Origin of the sequence: Porphyrobacter sp. TH134 (assembly GCF_002855495.1) — a bacterium.
Taxonomy (GTDB): Bacteria; Pseudomonadota; Alphaproteobacteria; order Sphingomonadales; family Sphingomonadaceae; genus Erythrobacter.
Window position 1 is genome coordinate 14,946 of record NZ_PKRO01000033.1, and the last position, 18,822, is coordinate 33,767.

The window sequence follows — 18,822 nt, forward strand, 5'->3', positions numbered from 1 at the left end:
GACAGAAGATCCATGACCGAATTCCTCCTCGAACTGCTCGATAAGGGCGGCTACATCGGCATCTTCTTTCTGATGATGGCCGAAAACGTGTTCCCGCCGATCCCGTCCGAGGTGATTATGGGCGGGGCGGGGCTGCTTGTGGCCAAGGGGCAGATGACGTTTGGCACGGTCTGGTTCGTCGCCACGGCCGGTACGGTCGTCGGCAACCTGTTCTGGTACTGGATCGGCGTGCGCTGGAGCGAGGAGCAGCTCAAGCGTATCATCGATCGCTGGGGCCGCTGGCTGACCTTTGAATGGGACGAATTCACCAAGGCGCGTAACATCTTCCGCAAATATGGCGACGGGATCGTGTTCGCGCTGCGCTTCTCCCCGATCCTGCGCACCATTGTCTCGCTGCCTGCGGGGCTGGCGCATATGAAGCTGTGGCGATTCTGCGTTTTCACCTTCCTTGGTTCCGGCATCTGGAACGCGGTGCTGATCTTCGGCGGGCAGGCGCTGGAGCCGCTGGTCGACCGGTTTGAAAAGCTGGCGGGTTACGGCGTGGTTCTGTTCGTGCTCGCCGGAGTGGCGTTCTATGTCTACCGGGTGGTGACGTGGAAGCCGGTCAAGGCGCACGAGGCCGAGGATAACGCCTAACCGCGTGGGTGGGCCTTGCGGTAGTTTTCCAGCAGGCTCGCCGCATCGACGCGGGTGTAGATCTGGGTCGATCCGAGCGAGGCGTGGCCGAGCAATTCCTGCAAACTGCGCAAGTCCGCGCCTGCGCTCAGCAGATGGGTCGCAAAGGAATGCCGCAGCGCATGGGGCGTGGCCGTGTCAGGCAGGCCAAGCGCGCGGCGCGCCTGCGCCATGGCTTTCTGCACCATGCCGGGGGATAATGGCCCGCCCTTGGCCCCGCGGAACAGCGGCGCATTGGCGCTGATCGGCCATGCGCACAGCCGGACATAGTCCGCCACCGCCGCGCGTGTCACCGGCAGGATCGGCACCACGCGCTGCTTGCCGCCCTTGCCGGTCACTTGCAGCACATCGCCGAGCACCGCATCGCGCCCGGTCAGCGACAGGGCTTCGGCGATGCGCAGGCCTGAACCATACATCAACAGCAGCACGGCCCGGTCGCGCGCGCCGATCCAGTCGTCGGCGGCAAGGCTGTCGACCCCGTCGGCCAGATTGATCGCTTCGTCCGGTGTGACAGGGCGGGGCAGGCCCTTCTTGATCCGCGGACCGCGCAGCCGCGGAGGCGCGGGGTCGGGGTCGCCTGATTGCTGGCGGGCAAAGGCGATGAAAGCCTTCAGCGCCGAAAGCTCGCGCGCGGCGCTGGCATTGCCTAACCCCTCGGCGCGGCGCGCGGCCAGATGGCTGCGCAAATGCTGCGCCTCGGTCCGGGCAACCGCCGCCCAATCGGCCAGACCGGCAGCTGCGACCAACCGCTCGGCCGCGCTGGCATAGGCGCGCACCGTATGGGGCGAGCGGCGGCGATTATTGGCAAGATAGGCGCGCCACTCTTCGATCAGCGCGCCCGCGCTCATGCTGCGACCAGCGTATCGGCCACCACCTCGGTCAGCAGCGCGTCGAGCAGGCTGCGGCCCGGCGGTGCGACCCCGATCCGCGTGCCATCTTGCCACATCAGCCCCAACGCACACAGCCGGGTCAGCGCCGCCTCGTCCACCAGCCCGGCGCGCAGCAGGCCGAAGCGCTGGGCCAGACCGGCAAGGTCAAGCCCCTCGGTCAGCCGCAGCCCCATCAGCAGCGCCTCGGTCGCCTGTTCGGGGACCGCCAGTGCGCGTGCCTCGGCGATGCCATGGCCTTGGCGGGCGACAGCGGACAAAAAGTTCTCGGGCTTCTTGTGCCGCACGGTTGCCATCCCGCCGCGCCGCCCATGCGCGCCCGGCCCAATCCCGGCGTAATCGTGATAGCGCCAATAGGCGAGATTATGCCGGGATTGCTCGCCATTGCGGGCGTGATTGCTGGTCTCGTAAGCGGCAAGCCCCGCCGCGCTGGTCAGTGCCTGCGTGATATCGAACAGATCGGCCGCTTCATCATCGCCCAGCGGCACCAACCGCCCGCGCCGCACATCGCTGGCAAAGCGCGTGCCGGGTTCGATCGTGAGCTGATACAGCGACAGGTGCCCGGTGCCGAAGGCCAGCGCGCGGGTCAGGCGGTCGTGCCACAATTCAGGCGTATGGCCGGGCAGGGCATAGATGAGATCAAAGCTCACCCGCTTGAAATGGGCCTGCGCCGTATCAAGCGCCGCCAGGGCTTCATCGGCCCCGTGCAACCGGCCCAGAAAGCGGAGTTCGGCATCATCGAGCGATTGCACGCCCAGTGACACCCGGTTGATCCCGGCTGCCGCCAGCGCTGCAAAGTTTGCGGCTTCGACCGATGAAGGATTGGCCTCCAGCGTGATCTCGATCGCCGGATCGAACCCCCACAACCGCTCGGCCTCGGCCAGCAGCGCGGCCACCAAGGCGGGCGGCATCAATGATGGGGTGCCGCCGCCAAAGAATATCGACGTGAGCGCCTCGCCCCCCGCCACCTCGGCCTCGGCCCGCATATCGGCCAGCAAGGCATCCTGCCACGCCACAACATCCACGCCCGCGCGAACGTGCGAGTTGAAGTCGCAATAGGGGCATTTCTTGGCGCAGAACGGCCAGTGAATATAAAGTGCGCGGGCCACGGGGAACGGTTTCAGCCTCGCTTAATCATCATGGGATAAGTCAGTCGCATGCCCCGTTCTAGCCTTCTATCGCCGTTTGCCCAAGTGCTGGGTTTGGTCCTCGCCATGACAGCCGCACCTGCGCTGCCGCAAGCCGCACGCTATCCGCATCCGGTTGAACGCGATTTCCTTGCAGCGCATAATCTGGCGCGGGCGGATGTCGGTGCGCCGCTGCTGGTGTGGAGCGACCGCCTGGCGCGCGACGCGCAAAGCTGGGCCGATCATCTTGCCGCCCGCAACCTGTACGACCACGCCACGATTGAACAGCGCAAGGGGCAGGGCGAGAACCTGTGGCGCGGGACGCGCGGCCATTGGTCGAACTGGGAAAAGGTCGGCTTCTTCACCGCAGAAAAGCGCCATTTCCGGCCCGGCCCATTTCCGGAAGTCTCGCGCACCGGCCAGTGGAGCGATGTGGCGCATTACACGCAGATCATCTGGCCGCAGACGCGCGAGGTCGGCTGCGCCATTGCCGAGACGGCCACTGACGAAGTGCTGGTGTGCCGTTACTGGCCCGCTGGCAACATCTGGGGGCAGCGGATCGACCCGGCCGAACATCGCGCGGCCCGGCGCTAGGTCAGCGCGGAAACTGTTCGGCAACCAGTTTGGCAAAGGCATCGGCGCGGTGGCTGATGGCGTGTTTTTGCTCTGGCGGGATTTCGGCGAAGGTCTGCACACCGCCTGTGGGAACGAACACCGGATCATAACCGAACCCGAGAAGCCCGCGCGGCGGCCATGTCAGATGTCCCTCGCACCGGCCCTCGTAGATCGCATGATCGCCATCGGGCCACGCCAGCGCCAGAACACAGTGGAACGCGGCTGAACGGTCGATGTCAGGGCCTTTTTCGGCCAGCATCCCTTCGACCTTGCCCATGGCCATGTACCAGTCGCGGCCCGGAGCGCCCTCGAACCACTGCCGCTCGGCCCAGTCGGCGGTATAGACGCCGGGCCGGCCATCGAGCGCTGCGATGCTCAGCCCGCTATCGTCTGCCAGCGCAGCCAGCCCCGAAGCCTCCGCGGCAGCCCGCGCCTTCAAGAGCGCGTTCTGGGCGAAGGTGGTGCCGGTTTCCGCCGGTTCGGGCAGACCCAGCGAGCCTGCTGACAGGCACTTGATCCCAAAGGGATCGAGCAGCGCCGCAATCTCCTTCAGCTTGCCCGCGTTGTGCGTGGCAATCACCAGAGAGCCGGAGCCGAGGCGTCTGGTCATTTCACCGCGTCCAGCTGCGCAGCAAAGATCCGGTCGCAGCCGATGCGGGCGAGGCGGAGGAGGCGGAGCAGGGCTTCCTCGTCATAGGTCGCACCCTCGGCGGTCGCCTGCACTTCGGCAATCTTCCCGCCCGACAGCAGCACGAAGTTGCCGTCAGCCTCGGCGTTGGAATCCTCGTCGTAATCCAGGTCGAGGACCGGGGTGCCTTTGAAGATGCCGCACGAAATACCTGCGACCTGCGCCGAGATGGGATCGTGCTTGATATCGCCCGAGGCCATCAGCCCGTTGATCGCGAGCCGCAGTGCAATCCACGCGCCCGAGATCGCCGCAGTGCGCGTACCGCCGTCAGCCTGAATCACGTCGCAATCGAGGGTAATCTGCCGCTCACCCAGCTTTTGCAGATCGACAACCGCGCGCAAGGACCGGCCGATCAACCGCTGGATTTCCTGCGTGCGGCCCGACTGCTTGCCCTTGGCCGCTTCACGCGCGCCACGGGTGTGCGTGGCGCGCGGGAGCATGGAATATTCGCCCGTCACCCAGCCTTCGCCCTTGCCCCGCAGCCACGGCGGCACGCCGCGTTCGACGCTGGCGGTGCAGAGCACTTTGGTATCACCGAAGCCGATCAGCACCGATCCTTCCGCGTGACGGGTGAAGCCGGTTTCGATCGTGATGGCGCGCATTTCATCGGGCGCGCGTCCTGAAGGGCGCATGGGTGTTTCCTTTTCTGGTTCCGGTCGCCCTGAGCTTGTCGAAGGGCCGTCCTGCTTCTCTTGAAACTGCGCTAGAAGAAAGTGCAGTGCTTCGACAAGCTCAGCACGAACGGAATTTGAGAAAGTTGGCGATAGGGTTTAGCAAACGCCTATGACCGCGCTCCCCGTCACCGAACTCACCAGCCGCGCCCGCGATATTTTCCAGCGGGTGGTTGAAGGCTACATCGAAAGCGGGCAGCCGGTCGGATCCAAGACGCTGGCCGCCGACGGTACGCTGAACCTGTCGCCCGCGTCGATCCGGTCGGTGCTCGCTGATCTGGAGGCCGCAGGCCTGCTCGCTGCGCCGCATACCAGCGCGGGCCGGATGCCGACCGATGCGGGCTTGCGGATATTCGTCGACGGGATGATGCGCGTGGCCGAGCCGACCGCGCAGGAACAGGCCGCCATCGAAGCGCGGCTTGCCGAAGCCGGGCCGGTGGAAGCGGCGATCAAGCAGGCATCCGCGATCCTTTCCGATCTGTCAGGCGCTGCCGGCATGGTGCTGGTCGCGCCGCGCGAACAACGCCTTGCGCAGTTCAGTCTTGTCGATTTGGGGCAAGGCCGCGCGCTCGCCGTGCTGGTGGGCGAGGATGGGGGGGTGGAGAACCGGGTTGTCACCATCGGCGGCGCGCTCAACCCCGGGGCGCTGGACCGGGCATCGAATTATGTCACCGCGCGGCTTGCGGGGCGCACTCTGGCCGAGGCCGCTCAGGCGATGCGTACGGAAATCAACGCAGGCAAATCGCAGCTCGATGATGCCTCGCGCGATCTGGTCGAGCGCGGGCTTGCCGTGTGGAGCGAGGATGCCGCCGCGCGCCCCGTGCTGATCGTGCGCGGCGCGGCCAATCTGCTCGATGACAGCGCGCTGGGCGATATCGAACGGGTGCGCAGCTTGCTCGAAGACCTCGAAAACAAGCAATCGGTCGCCGAACTGCTCGATTCCGCGCGCGAGGCCGAGGCGACCCGGATTTTCATCGGCAGCGAAAACCGCCTGTTCGCGCTGTCCGGCTCCAGCGTCATCGCCTCGCCCTACCGTGACCGGGAGGGCCGCGTGGTCGGCGTGCTGGGTGTGATTGGCCCCACCCGGTTGAATTACGCGCGGGTTGTCCCCATGGTGGATTTGACCGCCCGTTCGCTGGGCAAGCTTATCGCTTGAATGGAAAGCCACACGACATGACCGAGAATGAAACGCCGCTGGATCAGGCGGCTCAAGACGAATTGAAGGGCGTGCCCGAGCATCTGCGCGAGGGCGGGGATGAGGCCGAGCCGCTGGCCGAAGCCCTCGAATCGCTGCGCCGCGATCTGGATGCCGCCAAGCAGGACGTGCTCTACGCGCAGGCCGAAACGCAGAACGTGCGCCGCCGGTTGGAACGCGAGAAGGATGAAGCACGCGCCTATGCCGCGACCGGGTTCGCCCGCGATATTCTGTCCGTTGCCGATAACCTTGCCCGCGCGGTGCAGGCGATTCCGGAAAGCCTGCGCGCGGATGACACGATGAAGGGTCTGGTGATCGGTCTTGAAGCGACCCAGCGCGAGATCGAAAAGGTGTTCGCCAGCCACGGCATTACCCGCATCGCTGCGGTTGGCCTGCCGCTGGATCCCAACCAGCATCAGGCCATGCTCGAAGTCCCTTCGGCCGATCACGAACCCGGCACAGTGGTGTCGGAAATGCAGGCCGGGTGGATGATCAAGGACCGCCTGCTGCGCGCGGCGATGGTGGCGGTGGCCAAGAAGCCGGAGTAATCGCGGCTCATGCACAACTCGCCCCCAGTGATGGCTCGTTTGCGACGGGCGGGGGAATAATCCTGGCAGTTTCTGCGTTCAGGCAACACCACTGAACGACAGGAGATTGCCATGACTATCGGAACGAAAACCGCAGCTTTGACCGCTGCCCTTGCGCTCTCCCTTGGGGCCTGCGCCGGCAATTACGCAGGCGAGGGCGCCTTGGGCGGTGCGGCTGTCGGCGCGGCGGCCGGCGTTCTGACCGGCGGGGATGTTGCCCGCGGGGCCGCTGTTGGCGCAGCCGTGGGCGGCGCGGGCGGGGCGCTGGTCCGCAAGGATGGCCAGTGCTACCGCGTCGACCGCCGCGGCCGCGAACGGCGGGTGGATTGCCGCTAACCCCGGCTCAGGCAGGCGTGAAGGGCAGGATCGCCTCATAGGCATCTTGTCCCGGCGCGCCTGCCACATCGGCTCCTTGCCGTAACATAAAGGCGTGGCGCACGATTTCGGCTTGCTGCTCGATCCCGTAATGCTCCAGCGGCAAGCCCGGTTTGAGCGTGTAATCATACCGGCACCACGGATGGCGCAGCAGCACCAGATACCAGCGTCCGCGCGTCTGGGCCTGCCAGACGTGAACCATTTCGTGGATGAAATGCGCCTGATGGTGCAGCGCCGCCTCCGCGAAATCATCGCAATAATGCCCGGCTTCGGGGTGAAAATGCAGATGCCCCATGGGCGCCATGGTCACACCGGGCGGATGCAGCGGGAAGAACTTGCGACGCTTCACTTTGACGCGGGTGTAGTCAATCGCGCCCCCAAACATGCTGCGGGCCAGGGCGATTTCGCCCTGGGTCAAAGATCGTTCACCGCCGACCGGACAGGCAGGGGCGGTGGCGAGCGCCGCCTGTGCCATACCGGCTTGTGGCGGCGGCAGTATCAGCGCTCTTCCCCGGCAGCGCGTACGGGTGCGTCCACGGTGGTGCTGGTGCCATCGGACAAAGTCAGGGTCACCTTGGCTGTGCCTCCCGCTGCGAGAGCCGCCGTGGGCTCCATCGCCATGACATGCAGCCCACCCGGCGCGAAGGTTACGGGCGCATCAGCGGCCAGCGGCACATTATCGGCCATGGTCATCTGCATCTTGCCTGCACTTTCCGCATAATCGTGGATCATCGTCATGCCTGCGCCTTCAACCGTAACGCTGCTGAGGGTTACGGGCGCTGCGCCGCTGTAGGAAAGATCGAAATAGACCGCCGCCGGATTGCCCGCCACCGGGGCGAGCACCACGCGCGCGTTGCTGACGGTCAGACCGGCGGCACCTTCCACTGCGCTTGCGGGCGTATCGCCAGCATCCGAACAGGCGGCGAGCCCTGCTACGCCTGCGCCAAGAGCAATCGCCAAAGCGGCGCGTCGGATCATCTTCACCGTGTTCGTCTCCCTTGTGGAATGGCAGCAAAACTAGGGGCACCGGTCTCTTGTGCCAAGCAAAACCACACCTATATCGCGCTCACAAACGAGCCGCCTAAGCGCTTTGCCCATGCCGGGGAAGCGGACCTGCGCGGTGTCCAGCAATTGTCCTATGGATGGGGTAAAAATGGCTAAAGTTATCGGTATCGACCTCGGCACCACCAATTCCTGCGTCGCTGTCATGGACGGCGGCAAGCCCAAGGTTATCGAAAATTCGGAAGGCGCGCGCACCACGCCGTCGATCGTCGCTTTCACCAAGGATGGCCAGCGCCTGATCGGACAGCCGGCCAAGCGTCAGGCGGTCACGAACCCCGACAACACCCTGTTTGCGATCAAGCGCCTGATCGGCCGCCGTTTTGAAGATCCGTTGACCAAGAAGGACATGGGCCTCGTTCCCTATTCCATCGTCAAGGGCAAGAACGGCGATGCGTGGGTCAATGCTGGCGGCGAAGATTACAGCCCTTCGCAGGTCTCGGCCTTCATCCTGCAAAAGATGAAGGAAACCGCCGAAAGCTACCTCGGCGAAACCGTGACGCAGGCGGTCATCACCGTTCCCGCGTACTTCAATGATGCCCAGCGTCAGGCCACCAAGGACGCCGGCATGATCGCCGGCCTTGAAGTGCTGCGCATCATCAACGAGCCGACTGCGGCCGCGCTCGCCTACGGGATGGACAAGGAAGATGGCAAGACCATCGCCGTCTATGACCTTGGCGGCGGCACCTTCGACGTTTCGATCCTCGAAATCGGGGACGGCGTGTTCGAAGTGAAGTCGACCAACGGGGACACCTTCCTCGGCGGTGAAGACTTCGACAATGCCATCGTGGAATTCCTCGCCGAAGCCTTCAAGAAGAAGGAAGGCATGGACCTGAAGACCGACAAGCTCGCATTGCAGCGTCTGAAGGAAGCCGCCGAAAAGGCCAAGATCGAACTGTCGAGCGCGGCCACGACCGAAATCAACCTGCCCTTCATCACCGCGCGCATGGAAGGGGGCACCACCACCCCGCTGCACTTGGTGGAAACGATCACCCGCGCCGACCTTGAAAAGATGGTCGACGGGCTGATCCAGCGCACGCTCGATCCGTGCAAGAAGGCGCTGGCTGACGCCGGCATCTCGAAGGATCAGGTCGATGAGGTGATCCTCGTTGGCGGCATGACCCGTATGCCCCGCGTGCGCGAAGTGGTGGAGCAGTTCTTCGGCGCGAAGCCCCACACCGGTGTGAACCCCGATGAAGTTGTCGCCATGGGCGCGGCCATTCAGGCGGGCGTGTTGCAGGGCGACGTCAAGGACGTGCTGCTGCTCGACGTGACCCCGCTTTCGCTCGGTATCGAGACGCTGGGCGGCGTGTTCACCCGCATGATTGACCGCAACACCACCATCCCGACCAAGAAGACCCAGACCTATTCGACCGCTGAAGACAACCAGAACGCGGTGACGATCAAGGTCTATCAGGGCGAACGCGAGATGGCGGCGGACAACAAGCTGCTCGGTAATTTCGACCTGATCGGAATCCCGCCCGCACCGCGCGGCGTGCCGCAGATCGAAGTGACCTTCGACATCGACGCCAACGGCATTGTCTCGGTGGCGGCGAAGGACAAGGGCACCGGCAAGGAACAGACGATCAAGATCCAGGCTTCGGGCGGCTTGTCGGATTCCGACATCGACCAGATGGTCAAGGATGCCGAAAAGTTCGCCGAGGAAGACAAGAAGCGCCGGGCTGCCGCCGAAGCGCGCAATCAGGCCGACAGCCTGGTGCACGCGACCGAAAAGCAGCTTGAAGAGCACGGCGCCAAGATCGATGCCGCGCTCAAGACCGAGGTCGAGGAAGCCATCGCCGCGGTGAAGACCGCGCTCGAAGGCGGCGATGCCGATGACATCAATGCCAAGGCGCAGGCGCTCACACAGTCGGCCATGAAGATGGGCCAGCAGATCTACGAACAGCAGCAGGCCGCAGGGCCCGATGCCGAAGCAGAGGCTGCCGGTGACGCAGCGCCGGAAGAAGACGTCGTCGACGCCGAATTCTCCGAGGTCGACGAAGACAAGAAGGGCTAAGGCCCCGATGCAACCCAGCACGCAGCAGGTGCCGCCGGTATCCGTTCCCGGCGCACCGGCTGCGGTTGGTCACGGGGAATAGGTCACACCATGTCCACCCAATCCGATTACTACGCCACGCTCGAATGCGCGCGCGATGCCGATGCGGCTGCGCTCAAAAGCGCGTATCGCAAGCTCGCCATGAAGTTTCACCCGGACCGCAATCCGGGCGATGCCAGCGCCGAAGCCAAGTTCAAGGCGATCAGCGAGGCCTATGATTGCCTCAAGGACCCGCAAAAGCGGGCAGCCTATGACCGCTATGGCCATGCCGCCTTTACGCAAAGCATGAACGGCGGCGGAGGCGGCGGCCCGTTTGGCGGCGGAGGGCGCGGCGACTTTGCCGATATCGGCGATATTTTCGAAACGATCTTTGGCGGCGCTTTTGGCGGCGGTGCAGCGCAGCGCCAGCAAAATCGGCGCGGCGCCGATCTGCGCTATGACATGCAGGTCACGCTCGAAGAGGCGTTCCACGGCAAGTCGACCGAGATCGAGATCGAAGTCAGCCAGGTGTGCGACACATGCGATGGCTCGGGCGCAACACCGGGGACCAGCGAGCGCCAGTGCAACCTGTGCAATGGCATGGGCAGCGTGCGCGCCAAGCAGGGCCTGTTCGTGATCGAGCGTCCGTGCCCGGCCTGCAACGGGCGCGGTGCGGTGATCGAAAATCCCTGCCGCGATTGCCGGGGCGAGGGCCGGGTCGACAAGGCCCAGACCCTGAAGGTCGATATTCCCGCAGGCGTCGACACGGGCACACGCATTCGCCTGTCCGGCAAGGGCGAGGCGGGGCAGCGCGGGTCGCCAGCCGGAGACCTTTACATCTTCCTCCACGTCAAACCGCATCAGGTGTTTGAGCGTGAGGGCACCACTTTGGCGACCCGTGTGCCGGTCAGCTTTACCACGGCAGCGCTGGGCGGCTGCGTGGAAATCCCCGATCTCGACGGTTCGACCAATCGGCTCGACATTCCGGCGGGCATTCAGTCGGGCAAGCAGCTGCGCATTCGCGGGGCCGGGATGCCGGTGCTGCAAGGGCGCGGGCGCGGCGACATGGTGGCGGAGATTGTGGTCGAAACCCCGACCAAGCTCAGCCGCCGCCAGAAAGAAATCCTCGAAGAATTCAAGGCGACCGAAACCGGCGACGAATGCCCGGAGAGCCGCGGGTTCTTTGACAAGCTCAAGGATGTCTTCGGCGGGTAAAGCTGCGCGAGCGCGTGGGCTATCCCATCCGCTCGCGCACTTCGAGGCGGATCTGATCGATCAGCCCGCGCTGGCAGCGCCCGGCGCGATCTTCCTCGTCCAGCACGGCAAGAAAGGCCGCGCGCTTGGCGCTGCGCACGGTATGTACCGGCACAGTGCCGCCGACAGTTGATGCCACAAGATCGATCATCCGTTCCGCGCCGTGCAGGCGGCCCCACAGATAGTCGTTCTCGCGGTAATCGCGGCTGAAAAACGCGCCGAAATTGTAGAATTCGATCCCGCGCAAGGTCGCTGCCGTGCCGCCCTCGCGGATCGAGCGCGCATCATCGGGCGAGATGCGGTCGATCTTGACCGGGTTGTATTCGTCGAGCCCTTCGCGGCGTGACAGGGGCAGGGTCGCCACGTCGTAAAACGGAAAGCCGAGATAGGTCAGCAGCATACGCCGCTTGAGCCCTTTGGGCATGTCTTCCAAGGCATCGATCAGCATTTCCTCGGCCGCCAGATCGGTCGCAGGAAGCAGGCGCCGCGCGCTGAGAAAATCAAGCACGGCCCCCGGATCGCGCGCGGCATTGACCGCCAGATCGCGAAACGCCGGGGATTGCAGCACGTCCTCATCGGCCTGCAGATACAGCGCCATGATCGCGTAAAGCCGGTCACGCGCCCGGTCGCGCGCGTCTTCGGAAATGTCGGGATCAACCTGCCAGTCCCGCGCCAGCTTGCGGGCCAGCATCTGCAACCGGCGCACCCGAAAGCCGGTGTCATGCGCGCGAAAGAAGGCGATGGCCTCGGCGGTGGCGCCGCCGCTTTCGTCGGTCAGCCGGTCAAGCCCGCGCGCTTCCAACTCGCGCCGCAGCGCGCCCACCAGCGCGCCGGGATCAGCCTGCGATTGTCCGGCGGCCTTCAGCATCAGCCGCGCCAACTGCTCAAGGATCGCGTCAAACTTGGTCAGCGCATAGGCGCCAAAGGCGTAGCTCGCCCGTTCAGCGGCGGCCTGCTGCGCCTTGGCCCGCCAGCTGGCGAGGCGTTTGGGCGTCGGCCGGTCGAGCAGGAAGGTGAAGCCGAACAGCTTTTCCACCGCCCGGTCGATGTCGCCCTGCAAGTCCATCACGATCCGCTTCAGCCGCGCCGCATCGCGCGATTGCTGTTCGATCCGCTCCAGATCGTCGCGGATCGGCTGTTCGCGCGGTATGGTGGAGAGCGAACCGAAGATCGCGCCGAAGAACCCCACATCGCGGGGCCGGGAGCCAGGCGCGGCGGCCCCGCCGCGGTCCGGGCGCGGATCGAGATAGACAAACCGGCGGTCGACTTCGCGCTGGGCAGGCCGCCCGTACAGCGCTGCCAGCGCCGCGCCAAAGGGTGCGCCGACCAGCACCGCGCCATCGATCAACGCCACATCATCAATCGTGCCGCGCGCGACATGCACCGGCAGGACGCGCGCGAGGAAACTGCCGCGCGTTGTCCAGTGATGTTCTTCCGCGATGGCAAGCCGGTCGATCTCGTTCACCGTCAGCGGCGGGAATGCGCCGGGAAAGCTTGCCGTCGCGCGGGCCGCTAGCACCAATTCGAGCGGATCGGCCAGCTGCGGCGTGCGGCTATCGTCCACCCGCGCGCGAAAGTTGATCGCGACCCGGTGCTCCGTCTCCTCGACCTGCGGAGGGGAGTTCAGCCGCAGCGTTTCGGAATGCCCGCGAAAATCGGTGGCGGTCACGGCAAGGTCGACCGGATAGCCTGACGGCAGCAGCGGGATGCCGTCACCTTCCTCAGCCATCCGCATCAACGCCTCAAACAGCATCCCGGAAAACCGCTCCCCCGAAAACGGCGGACTGAACCAGCGCCCGCGCACCAGACGCGAGACCTTGGCGCGCACCTCGGCGCGGGTTTCGGGCGAAACGGTCGCGCTCACCGCATTGCCAGGGCGCGACAGGAACCATTCGGCAATCGGCTGCGCCCACAGCTTGCCATAGCGCCAGAGCGGTTCGGCATCGGGATCGGTGAGTTCGCTGACGTCGGCATTGGTAAGCCACAGGTCGGTCAGCGGTTCCAGACTGTGTCCGGCGTGGATCGCCTGGGCGAGGAAGACCGCGTTGATGCCGCCCGCGCTCGCCCCGGTGAGGATATCGGGCAGCACCCGCACGCGCAGGCCATGATCGCGTTCAACGATCTCCAGAAAATCCCGGTAGGCCGCCGCTACCCCGTCCAGATGCACGGCCGAAGGGTGGTGGAACGCCCGGCTTGCGCGCGCCAGATGCCATACCTCTTTGGTGATGCCGTGCATGTAGACCGCAAGACTGACCCCGCCGTAGCACACCAGAGCAAGCCGCAGTTCCTTTTGGCGCATGCGGCATTCTAACGTGTATCCGCGTCGCAATGCAATTGCGTTCGTCATCTGTTCTCGTTATGGCGCGTGGCTATGGCTAAAGCGAAACGCCGATATGTGTGTCAGGAATGCGGGTCGGTGTCGCACCGCTGGCAGGGGCAATGCGCCGATTGCGGGCAGTGGAACACGCTGGTGGAGGATGTCCCCGCCACGGTGTTCTCGCAAAAGCACGACCTGTCGAGCGGCGGCCGGGCGGTGGCGTTTGAGCCGCTGAATGCGCCGACAAAACTGCCGGTCAGGAAATCGACCGGCATGGCCGAATTTGACCGGGCGCTGGGCGGCGGGTTGGTGCCGGGCAGCGCGGTTCTGCTGGGCGGCGATCCCGGCATCGGCAAGTCCACCCTGTTGCTGCAATGCGCCGCCACCATCGCGCGGGGCGGCAATGATGTTGTTTATGTCAGCGGGGAAGAAGCCGCCGGACAGGTGCGCCTGCGCGCGGCGCGCATGGGCGTGGCGGATGCGCCGATTCGCCTCGCATCGGAAACATCCGTCCGCGATATTCTCACAACCCTGGGCAATGGCGAAGCGCCAGCGCTGCTGGTGATCGATTCGATTCAGACGATGCATTCCGACACCATCGAAGGTGCGCCCGGCACCGTCAGTCAGGTGCGCGGCTGCGCGCTGGAGCTGATCCGCTACGCCAAGGAAAGCGGCTGCGTGGTGGTGCTGGTGGGCCACGTCACCAAGGACGGCACCATCGCCGGGCCGCGCGTGCTGGAACATATGGTCGATGTCGTCATGAGCTTTGAAGGGGAGCGTAGCCACCAATACCGGATTTTGCGCGCCTTGAAGAACCGCTTTGGCGCGGTCGATGAAATCGGCGTTTTCGCCATGGCCTCCGAAGGCTTGGAGGAAGTCGCCAACCCGTCGCTGCTGTTCCTGTCGGGCCGCGACACGCCGCTGGCGGGCAGTGCGGTGTTCCCGGCGCTGGAGGGCACGCGCCCGGTTCTGGTGGAAATTCAAGCGCTCATCGTCCGGTTGCAATCGGGCGCTACGCCCCGGCGCGCGGTCGTGGGGTGGGATAGCGGGCGGCTCGCCATGCTGCTGGCGGTGCTGGAATCGCGCTGCGGCCTCAATTTTTCGTCAGCCGAAGTCTATCTCAATATCGCGGGCGGTTACCGCCTGACCGATCCGGCGGCCGATCTTGCGGTGGCGGCCGCGCTGGTCTCGGCGCTGGCCGACAGGGCCCTGCCGGACAAGACCGCGTGGTTCGGCGAGGTCAGCCTGTCGGGCGAGATCCGGCCAGTTGCCCATGCCCCCTTGCGGATGCGCGAAGCAGCGAAGCTGGGCTTTGCGCGCTGCTATGGCCCGGCAGGCGCCACCACAGCAGCGGCAGGGGCTGATTACCGCGGGCTTGCTGCGCTTGCGAACATCGTTGACCAGGTGATGGGCAACGCATAATCCTAGGCCCCATGGCCGGCCTCGACATCATTATTGGCATTATCGTGATTGTGGCCGCTATCGGCGGCTTCATGCGCGGGTTGGTGCAGGAAGTGCTTTCGCTGGCATCCTGGGTCATGGCCGCTTTCGCGCTGCATTTCCTCCACCCTGATCTCACGAACGGGCTGCGCACGTTTTACAAGACGGAACCGGCGGTGTCGCTGTTTGCGTTCGCGCTGCTGCTGTTGATCCCTTACGCGGCGATGAAGGTCATCATCGGCAATGCCAGCGGGGCATCGGACGGAGCCGTGCTGGGGCCAATCGACCGCGTGCTGGGCTTTGGTTTTGGCGCGGTCAAGGGCGCGCTGATCGCAGTTTTCGCTTTTGCGCTGCTGGCCACCGGCTTTGATGAACGCTGGGGTTTCACCGGCCGGCCGCAGTGGATCACCAGCGCGCGCACCTATGCCGCCGCCGATGCGGCATCGCGCCAGCTCATGCCGGAAATCGCAGTGCGGCGCGACCGCTTGCGGGGCGAGGCCGAGGCACGGGGGGCCGCCGTGGCCAAGATCACGGGCTGACCTGCGTGACCGTGCAAACAAGGGCCAAGCTTTATTCACCCGCACTGCTGGGCCTTGCGACCGATCTTGCGCGATTTCCGCTGACCGATGATCTGCCGCTGCGCGGCGCGGCACGATCACGCAGTTGCGGCGGCGTGATGACCCTCGGCATCATGCTGGACGAAGGCGGACGGATTGCGCGGATCGGCATGCAGGTCAGCGCCTGCGCGGTCGGACAAGCCTCTGCGACATTGCTGGCCCGCGGGATTATCGGCGCTGAACCGGCCGCGGTGCGCGGTGCGGCCGATGCGCTGGGCGCATGGCTGGCAGGTGACGGTGAATTACCGGACTGGCCGGCGGATCTCGCTCCTCTTGTACCGGCCCGCGCCCATCCCGGTCGGCACGGCGCATTGTTAATGCCGTGGAAGGCCGCCTGCGAAGCGCTTTCAACCGGCGCCGCCTGCCGCTAGGACACATGGCGAGAATTGCCCGTTGACGGCAAAGGGGATGGGATAGACATGGCAGAGGCGCAGGCGCTCGCACAACGTGAGCCGAGCGAGCAGGAAATCCGGTTGGTGATCGGCGCATCGAGCGCAGGCACCGTGTTCGAATGGTACGATTTCTTTATCTACGGCACGCTCGCCTACATCCTCAAGGATGCCTTCTACGCCACGGACAATGAAACGCTGGGCCTGCTGCTGGTGTGGTCGACCTTCGCCGTCGGCTTTGCCTTCAGGCCGCTTGGCGCGGTGCTGTTCGGCTTTCTGGGCGACAAGTTGGGGCGCAAATACACCTTTCTCGTCACCGTCACCCTGATGGGGATTGCCACCGCTGGCGTCGGCCTGATCCCGACGGTGGACACCATCGGCATGGCGGCGCCCATCATCGTCATCGTGCTGCGGGTGCTGCAAGGCCTGGCGCTGGGGGGCGAATATGGCGGCGCTGCGATCTATGTCGCCGAACATGCCCCGCCCGAAAAGCGCGGCTTTTACACCAGCTTCATTCAGGCGAGCGTGGCTGGCGGCTTTGTCCTGTCGATCATCGTCGTGCTTGCCTGCCGCGCGCTGATCCCGCCGGACGCCTTTGCGGCATGGGGCTGGCGCGTGCCGTTCCTGCTGTCGATCGGCTTGCTCGCGATCTCGCTGTGGATGCGGCTGAAGCTGTCCGAAAGCCCGGTGTTTCAGGCGATGAAGGCGGCCGGCGAGACCAGCGGCAACCCGTTTGTCGAAAGCATGACCTATCCCGGCAATCCCAAGCGCCTGTTTGTGGCGCTGTTCGGCATCACCGGCATTTTGACCACCGTATGGTACACCGGCTTCTTCTCCGCGATGAGCTTTCTGCGCGGGCCGATGCATGTCGATGATCTGACGGTGGAACTGGTGCTGCTGGTATCGGGTCTGATCGTGATGAGTTTCTATGTCATCATCGGCAAATGGTCCGACCGGGTCGGCCGCAAGAAACCGATCATCATTGGCGCGGCGCTCTGCCTTGCGCTGCTGTTTCCGCTGTTCTGGCTGATGGGGAGCTTTGCCAACCCGAAGCTCGCCGCCGCTGCCGAAGCTGCGCCGATTGTGGTCAGCGGGCCGGAATGCCGCACCGATCCCTTTGCCGAACTGTTCCAGCGCGATCAGACTGACTGCGGCAAGGTGCTGGAAACGCTCACCGCTTCGGGCGTGCCCTATACTCTGACGCCGGGCGATCAGCTGCGTGTGACGGTGGGCGGCAATCCGGTTGCGATCGATCCGGCATGGTTCGCCGATGGCGCCGCGCGGCGCGCTGGGCTCCATGAAGGCCTGGGTGCTTACGGCTTCGACTTTTCCAAGCAGCAGCCGCCGGCCGCCAATATCATCGGGATCGTCGGTGTTTTGCTGGCGCTGGGAATGCTGTCGGCGCTGACCTATGGATCGGTCGCGGCCTTGCTGAGCGAGATGTTCCCGCCGCGTATCCGCTATTCCTCGATGTCGATCCCCTACCACATTGGTGCAGGGTATCTTGGCGGATTCCTACCGTTGATTGCGGGAGTTATCGTAGCCCGCACCGGGGATATCTATGCAGGTTTGTGGTATACATGGGTCGTTGTCGCCTTCGGGCTGGCCGTGGCCTGGTGGGGCATTCCCAGCGGGCCGCCAAAGGACTTTGCCGATGAGTGACGCTGCCATGACCCAGCCCCCTTTCAGCCTGCGTTTGATCGTGGACAAGGACGCGCTCGCCGCCAATTGGCGAGCGCTCGATGCGCTTTCTGGTGCAGCGAATGCGGGTGCGGCGGTCAAGGCGAACGCCTATGGGCTCGGCGTCCAAACCTGTGTTCCGGTGCTGCGCGACGCCGGGTGCGTGATGTTTTTCGTCGCCCATTGGAGCGAAGTCGCAGGGGTCATTGCCCACGTTCCGGGCCATCAGGTGGCGGTGTTGCACGGCGTTCTGACCGAAGCGGACTGCGCCTACGCCCGCACGACCGGAGCGGTGCCGGTCGTCAATTCGCTGGAACAGGCTGGCCTGTGGCAGGCCAGTGGCGGGGGGCGCTGCCATCTGATGGTCGACACGGGCATGAACCGCCTTGGCATCGCGCAAAGCGAAGCGGGCGATCCGGCGATTGCCGCGCTCCAGATCGATATTCTCATGAGCCACCTCGCCCGCGCCGACGAGACGACGGCGATGAACCGGATGCAGGCCGAACTGTTGCAGGAAGCGGCAGACAGCATCCCGCACCAGCGCATCAGCCTTGCAAACAGTGCCGGGATCGCGCTGGGCGCTGGCTTTGCCTTTGATATGACCCGTCCCGGCCTTGCGCTGTATGGCGGCGTTCCGCACGCTGGCCTGACTGATAGTATCCGCCCGGTTGCCCAGGTTGAGGCCCAGCTGCTGCAAACCCGCAATCTCGCGCCCGGCGAAGGGGTGGGCTACAACTCGGCCTTTATTGCCAATACCCACATACGCATCGGCACTGTGTCGATTGGCTATGCCGACGGTTTTCTGCGCAGCCGCGGGCCGGACAACGCCTTGTGGAGCGACGGGCGCAGGCTGGCGATCCTTGGCAAGGTGTCGATGGACATGGTGGTGGTCGATCTGTCAGCCGCGCCTGATCTTCGCGCGGGCGACTGGGTATCCGTGCCGTGGAACATTGCCGATGCTGCGCAGCAAACCGGTCTGTCGCCTTATGAAATGCTGACAGTCATCGGCGCAAGACTGCGTCAGGATTGATGCCTTGCAGCAGCGATATTGCACCGCAGCGTGTGCAGGTGCTAAGACCTGAGACTTGGGACACACATTAAGGTCAAAACATAATAGACCTGTTGCGAAAGCCGGGCCAGTTTGATTTTTCTGGGACATCGAGTGAGGACAGGGGGGTGTCTTTTGATGCAAGGGATCAGAAGCCGGCCTC

19 protein-coding genes are annotated in these 18,822 nt (G+C 64.8%); 12 read left to right on the forward strand and 7 right to left on the reverse strand.

Features of this window, described 5'->3' with window-relative positions:
* Nucleotides 1-12 precede the first annotated feature (12 nt).
* Nucleotides 13-636, forward strand: a complete 624-nt coding sequence (locus tag C0V72_RS12660; RefSeq protein ID WP_101794507.1) for a DedA family protein — start codon at nucleotides 13-15, stop codon at nucleotides 634-636.
* On the opposite strand, the gene C0V72_RS12665 is transcribed toward C0V72_RS12660, so the two are convergent.
* Both C0V72_RS12665 and hemW read right to left on the reverse strand, forming a co-directional pair.
* Nucleotides 633-1,523: a tyrosine recombinase XerC gene (locus C0V72_RS12665; protein WP_101794508.1), complete on the reverse strand. Its 891-nt coding sequence runs from the start codon at nucleotides 1,521-1,523 to the stop codon at nucleotides 633-635. The genes C0V72_RS12660 and C0V72_RS12665 overlap by 4 nt on opposite strands.
* Nucleotides 1,520-2,671, reverse strand: coding sequence for a radical SAM family heme chaperone HemW (gene hemW / locus C0V72_RS12670; RefSeq protein WP_101794509.1), 1,152 nt, complete (start codon nucleotides 2,669-2,671; stop codon nucleotides 1,520-1,522). Before hemW ends, C0V72_RS12665 begins: the two co-directional genes overlap by 4 nt.
* Before the next feature lie 105 nt (nucleotides 2,672-2,776).
* Between hemW and C0V72_RS12675 the strand changes: the two genes are divergently transcribed.
* Entirely contained in the window at nucleotides 2,777-3,283 is a 507-nt protein-coding gene (locus C0V72_RS12675) for a CAP domain-containing protein (protein ID WP_233999938.1), read from the forward strand.
* Between the two features lies 1 nt (nucleotide 3,284).
* Here the strand turns inward: C0V72_RS12675 and rdgB are convergent, their stop codons facing one another.
* Both rdgB and rph read right to left on the reverse strand, forming a co-directional pair.
* A complete protein-coding gene (gene rdgB / locus C0V72_RS12680; protein WP_101794511.1) occupies nucleotides 3,285-3,914 on the reverse strand; it encodes an RdgB/HAM1 family non-canonical purine NTP pyrophosphatase in 630 nt (209 codons plus the stop codon).
* A complete protein-coding gene (rph, locus tag C0V72_RS12685; protein ID WP_101794512.1) occupies nucleotides 3,911-4,624 on the reverse strand; it encodes a ribonuclease PH in 714 nt (237 codons plus the stop codon). The genes rdgB and rph overlap by 4 nt, the downstream gene beginning before the upstream one ends.
* Nucleotides 4,625-4,775: 151 nt before the next feature.
* On the opposite strand from rph, the gene hrcA reads away from it, so the two are divergent.
* The 3 genes from hrcA (at nucleotide 4,776) to C0V72_RS12700 (ending at nucleotide 6,781) form a co-directional block, all read left to right on the forward strand.
* Nucleotides 4,776-5,819, forward strand: coding sequence for a heat-inducible transcriptional repressor HrcA (hrcA, locus tag C0V72_RS12690; RefSeq protein ID WP_101794513.1), 1,044 nt, complete (start codon nucleotides 4,776-4,778; stop codon nucleotides 5,817-5,819).
* A 17-nt stretch (nucleotides 5,820-5,836) separates the two neighbouring features.
* Nucleotides 5,837-6,406: a nucleotide exchange factor GrpE gene (locus C0V72_RS12695; protein ID WP_101794514.1), complete on the forward strand. Its 570-nt coding sequence runs from the start codon at nucleotides 5,837-5,839 to the stop codon at nucleotides 6,404-6,406.
* Between the two features lie 111 nt (nucleotides 6,407-6,517).
* On the forward strand, nucleotides 6,518-6,781 hold the full coding sequence (locus C0V72_RS12700) for a hypothetical protein (protein ID WP_101794515.1): 264 nt from the start codon (nucleotides 6,518-6,520) through the stop codon (nucleotides 6,779-6,781).
* A 7-nt stretch (nucleotides 6,782-6,788) separates the two neighbouring features.
* Here the strand turns inward: C0V72_RS12700 and C0V72_RS12705 are convergent, their stop codons facing one another.
* Both C0V72_RS12705 and C0V72_RS12710 read right to left on the reverse strand, forming a co-directional pair.
* Entirely contained in the window at nucleotides 6,789-7,295 is a 507-nt protein-coding gene (locus tag C0V72_RS12705) for a vgr related protein (protein ID WP_101794516.1), read from the reverse strand.
* Between the two features lie 23 nt (nucleotides 7,296-7,318).
* On the reverse strand, nucleotides 7,319-7,798 hold the full coding sequence (locus C0V72_RS12710; RefSeq protein ID WP_101794517.1) for a copper chaperone PCu(A)C: 480 nt from the start codon (nucleotides 7,796-7,798) through the stop codon (nucleotides 7,319-7,321).
* 175 nt (nucleotides 7,799-7,973) lie between these two features.
* Here C0V72_RS12710 and dnaK point away from each other — a divergent pair, with 175 nt between their 5' ends.
* Together dnaK and dnaJ are read left to right on the forward strand one after the other, a co-directional pair.
* The gene (gene dnaK, locus C0V72_RS12715; RefSeq protein ID WP_101794518.1) at nucleotides 7,974-9,896 is read left to right on the forward strand and encodes a molecular chaperone DnaK; all 1,923 of its coding nucleotides are present in this window, start codon (nucleotides 7,974-7,976) and stop codon (nucleotides 9,894-9,896) included.
* Nucleotides 9,897-9,986: 90 nt separating this feature from the next.
* Entirely contained in the window at nucleotides 9,987-11,129 is a 1,143-nt protein-coding gene (gene dnaJ / locus C0V72_RS12720) for a molecular chaperone DnaJ (protein ID WP_101794519.1), read from the forward strand.
* Between the two features lie 19 nt (nucleotides 11,130-11,148).
* Here the strand turns inward: dnaJ and C0V72_RS12725 are convergent, their stop codons facing one another.
* Nucleotides 11,149-13,467 carry a patatin-like protein gene (locus tag C0V72_RS12725; RefSeq protein WP_101794520.1) on the reverse strand — a complete coding sequence of 773 codons (2,319 nt, stop codon included), beginning with the start codon at nucleotides 13,465-13,467 and terminating at the stop codon, nucleotides 11,149-11,151.
* A 72-nt stretch (nucleotides 13,468-13,539) separates the two neighbouring features.
* Here C0V72_RS12725 and radA point away from each other — a divergent pair, with 72 nt between their 5' ends.
* Genes radA through alr form a run of 5 tightly spaced genes read left to right on the forward strand, consistent with a single transcriptional unit; the run spans nucleotide 13,540 to nucleotide 18,641 of the window.
* Nucleotides 13,540-14,907, forward strand: a complete 1,368-nt coding sequence (gene radA, locus C0V72_RS12730; RefSeq protein ID WP_101794521.1) for a DNA repair protein RadA — start codon at nucleotides 13,540-13,542, stop codon at nucleotides 14,905-14,907.
* A gap of 11 nt (nucleotides 14,908-14,918) precedes the next feature.
* On the forward strand, nucleotides 14,919-15,464 hold the full coding sequence (locus C0V72_RS12735) for a CvpA family protein (protein WP_101794522.1): 546 nt from the start codon (nucleotides 14,919-14,921) through the stop codon (nucleotides 15,462-15,464).
* Between the two features lie 5 nt (nucleotides 15,465-15,469).
* Complete coding sequence (locus C0V72_RS12740; RefSeq protein ID WP_233999939.1) at nucleotides 15,470-15,913, forward strand: iron-sulfur cluster assembly scaffold protein; 444 nt, start codon at nucleotides 15,470-15,472, stop codon at nucleotides 15,911-15,913.
* A gap of 48 nt (nucleotides 15,914-15,961) precedes the next feature.
* On the forward strand, nucleotides 15,962-17,593 hold the full coding sequence (locus tag C0V72_RS12745; protein WP_101794523.1) for an MFS transporter: 1,632 nt from the start codon (nucleotides 15,962-15,964) through the stop codon (nucleotides 17,591-17,593).
* Nucleotides 17,586-18,641, forward strand: coding sequence for an alanine racemase (gene alr / locus C0V72_RS12750; protein ID WP_101794524.1), 1,056 nt, complete (start codon nucleotides 17,586-17,588; stop codon nucleotides 18,639-18,641). The genes C0V72_RS12745 and alr overlap by 8 nt, the downstream gene beginning before the upstream one ends.
* Nucleotides 18,642-18,822: the final 181 nt, after the last annotated feature.

Coding starts and splice junctions, on each gene's coding strand:
- C0V72_RS12665 (WP_101794508.1), bottom strand. CDS start 1,523: ATGAGCGCGGGCGCGCTGATCGAAGAGTGGCGCGCCTATCTTGCCAAT.
- hrcA (WP_101794513.1), top strand. CDS start 4,776: ATGACCGCGCTCCCCGTCACCGAACTCACCAGCCGCGCCCGCGATATT.
- C0V72_RS12710 (WP_101794517.1), bottom strand. CDS start 7,798: ATGATCCGACGCGCCGCTTTGGCGATTGCTCTTGGCGCAGGCGTAGCA.
- C0V72_RS12695 (WP_101794514.1), top strand. CDS start 5,837: ATGACCGAGAATGAAACGCCGCTGGATCAGGCGGCTCAAGACGAATTG.
- radA (WP_101794521.1), top strand. CDS start 13,540: ATGGCTAAAGCGAAACGCCGATATGTGTGTCAGGAATGCGGGTCGGTG.
- alr (WP_101794524.1), top strand. CDS start 17,586: ATGAGTGACGCTGCCATGACCCAGCCCCCTTTCAGCCTGCGTTTGATC.
- C0V72_RS12745 (WP_101794523.1), top strand. CDS start 15,962: ATGGCAGAGGCGCAGGCGCTCGCACAACGTGAGCCGAGCGAGCAGGAA.
- C0V72_RS12660 (WP_101794507.1), top strand. CDS start 13: ATGACCGAATTCCTCCTCGAACTGCTCGATAAGGGCGGCTACATCGGC.
- dnaJ (WP_101794519.1), top strand. CDS start 9,987: ATGTCCACCCAATCCGATTACTACGCCACGCTCGAATGCGCGCGCGAT.
- rdgB (WP_101794511.1), bottom strand. CDS start 3,914: ATGACCAGACGCCTCGGCTCCGGCTCTCTGGTGATTGCCACGCACAAC.
- C0V72_RS12705 (WP_101794516.1), bottom strand. CDS start 7,295: ATGGCACAGGCGGCGCTCGCCACCGCCCCTGCCTGTCCGGTCGGCGGT.
- C0V72_RS12735 (WP_101794522.1), top strand. CDS start 14,919: ATGGCCGGCCTCGACATCATTATTGGCATTATCGTGATTGTGGCCGCT.
- dnaK (WP_101794518.1), top strand. CDS start 7,974: ATGGCTAAAGTTATCGGTATCGACCTCGGCACCACCAATTCCTGCGTC.
- C0V72_RS12725 (WP_101794520.1), bottom strand. CDS start 13,467: ATGCGCCAAAAGGAACTGCGGCTTGCTCTGGTGTGCTACGGCGGGGTC.
- C0V72_RS12675 (WP_233999938.1), top strand. CDS start 2,777: ATGACAGCCGCACCTGCGCTGCCGCAAGCCGCACGCTATCCGCATCCG.
- rph (WP_101794512.1), bottom strand. CDS start 4,624: ATGCGCCCTTCAGGACGCGCGCCCGATGAAATGCGCGCCATCACGATC.
- C0V72_RS12700 (WP_101794515.1), top strand. CDS start 6,518: ATGACTATCGGAACGAAAACCGCAGCTTTGACCGCTGCCCTTGCGCTC.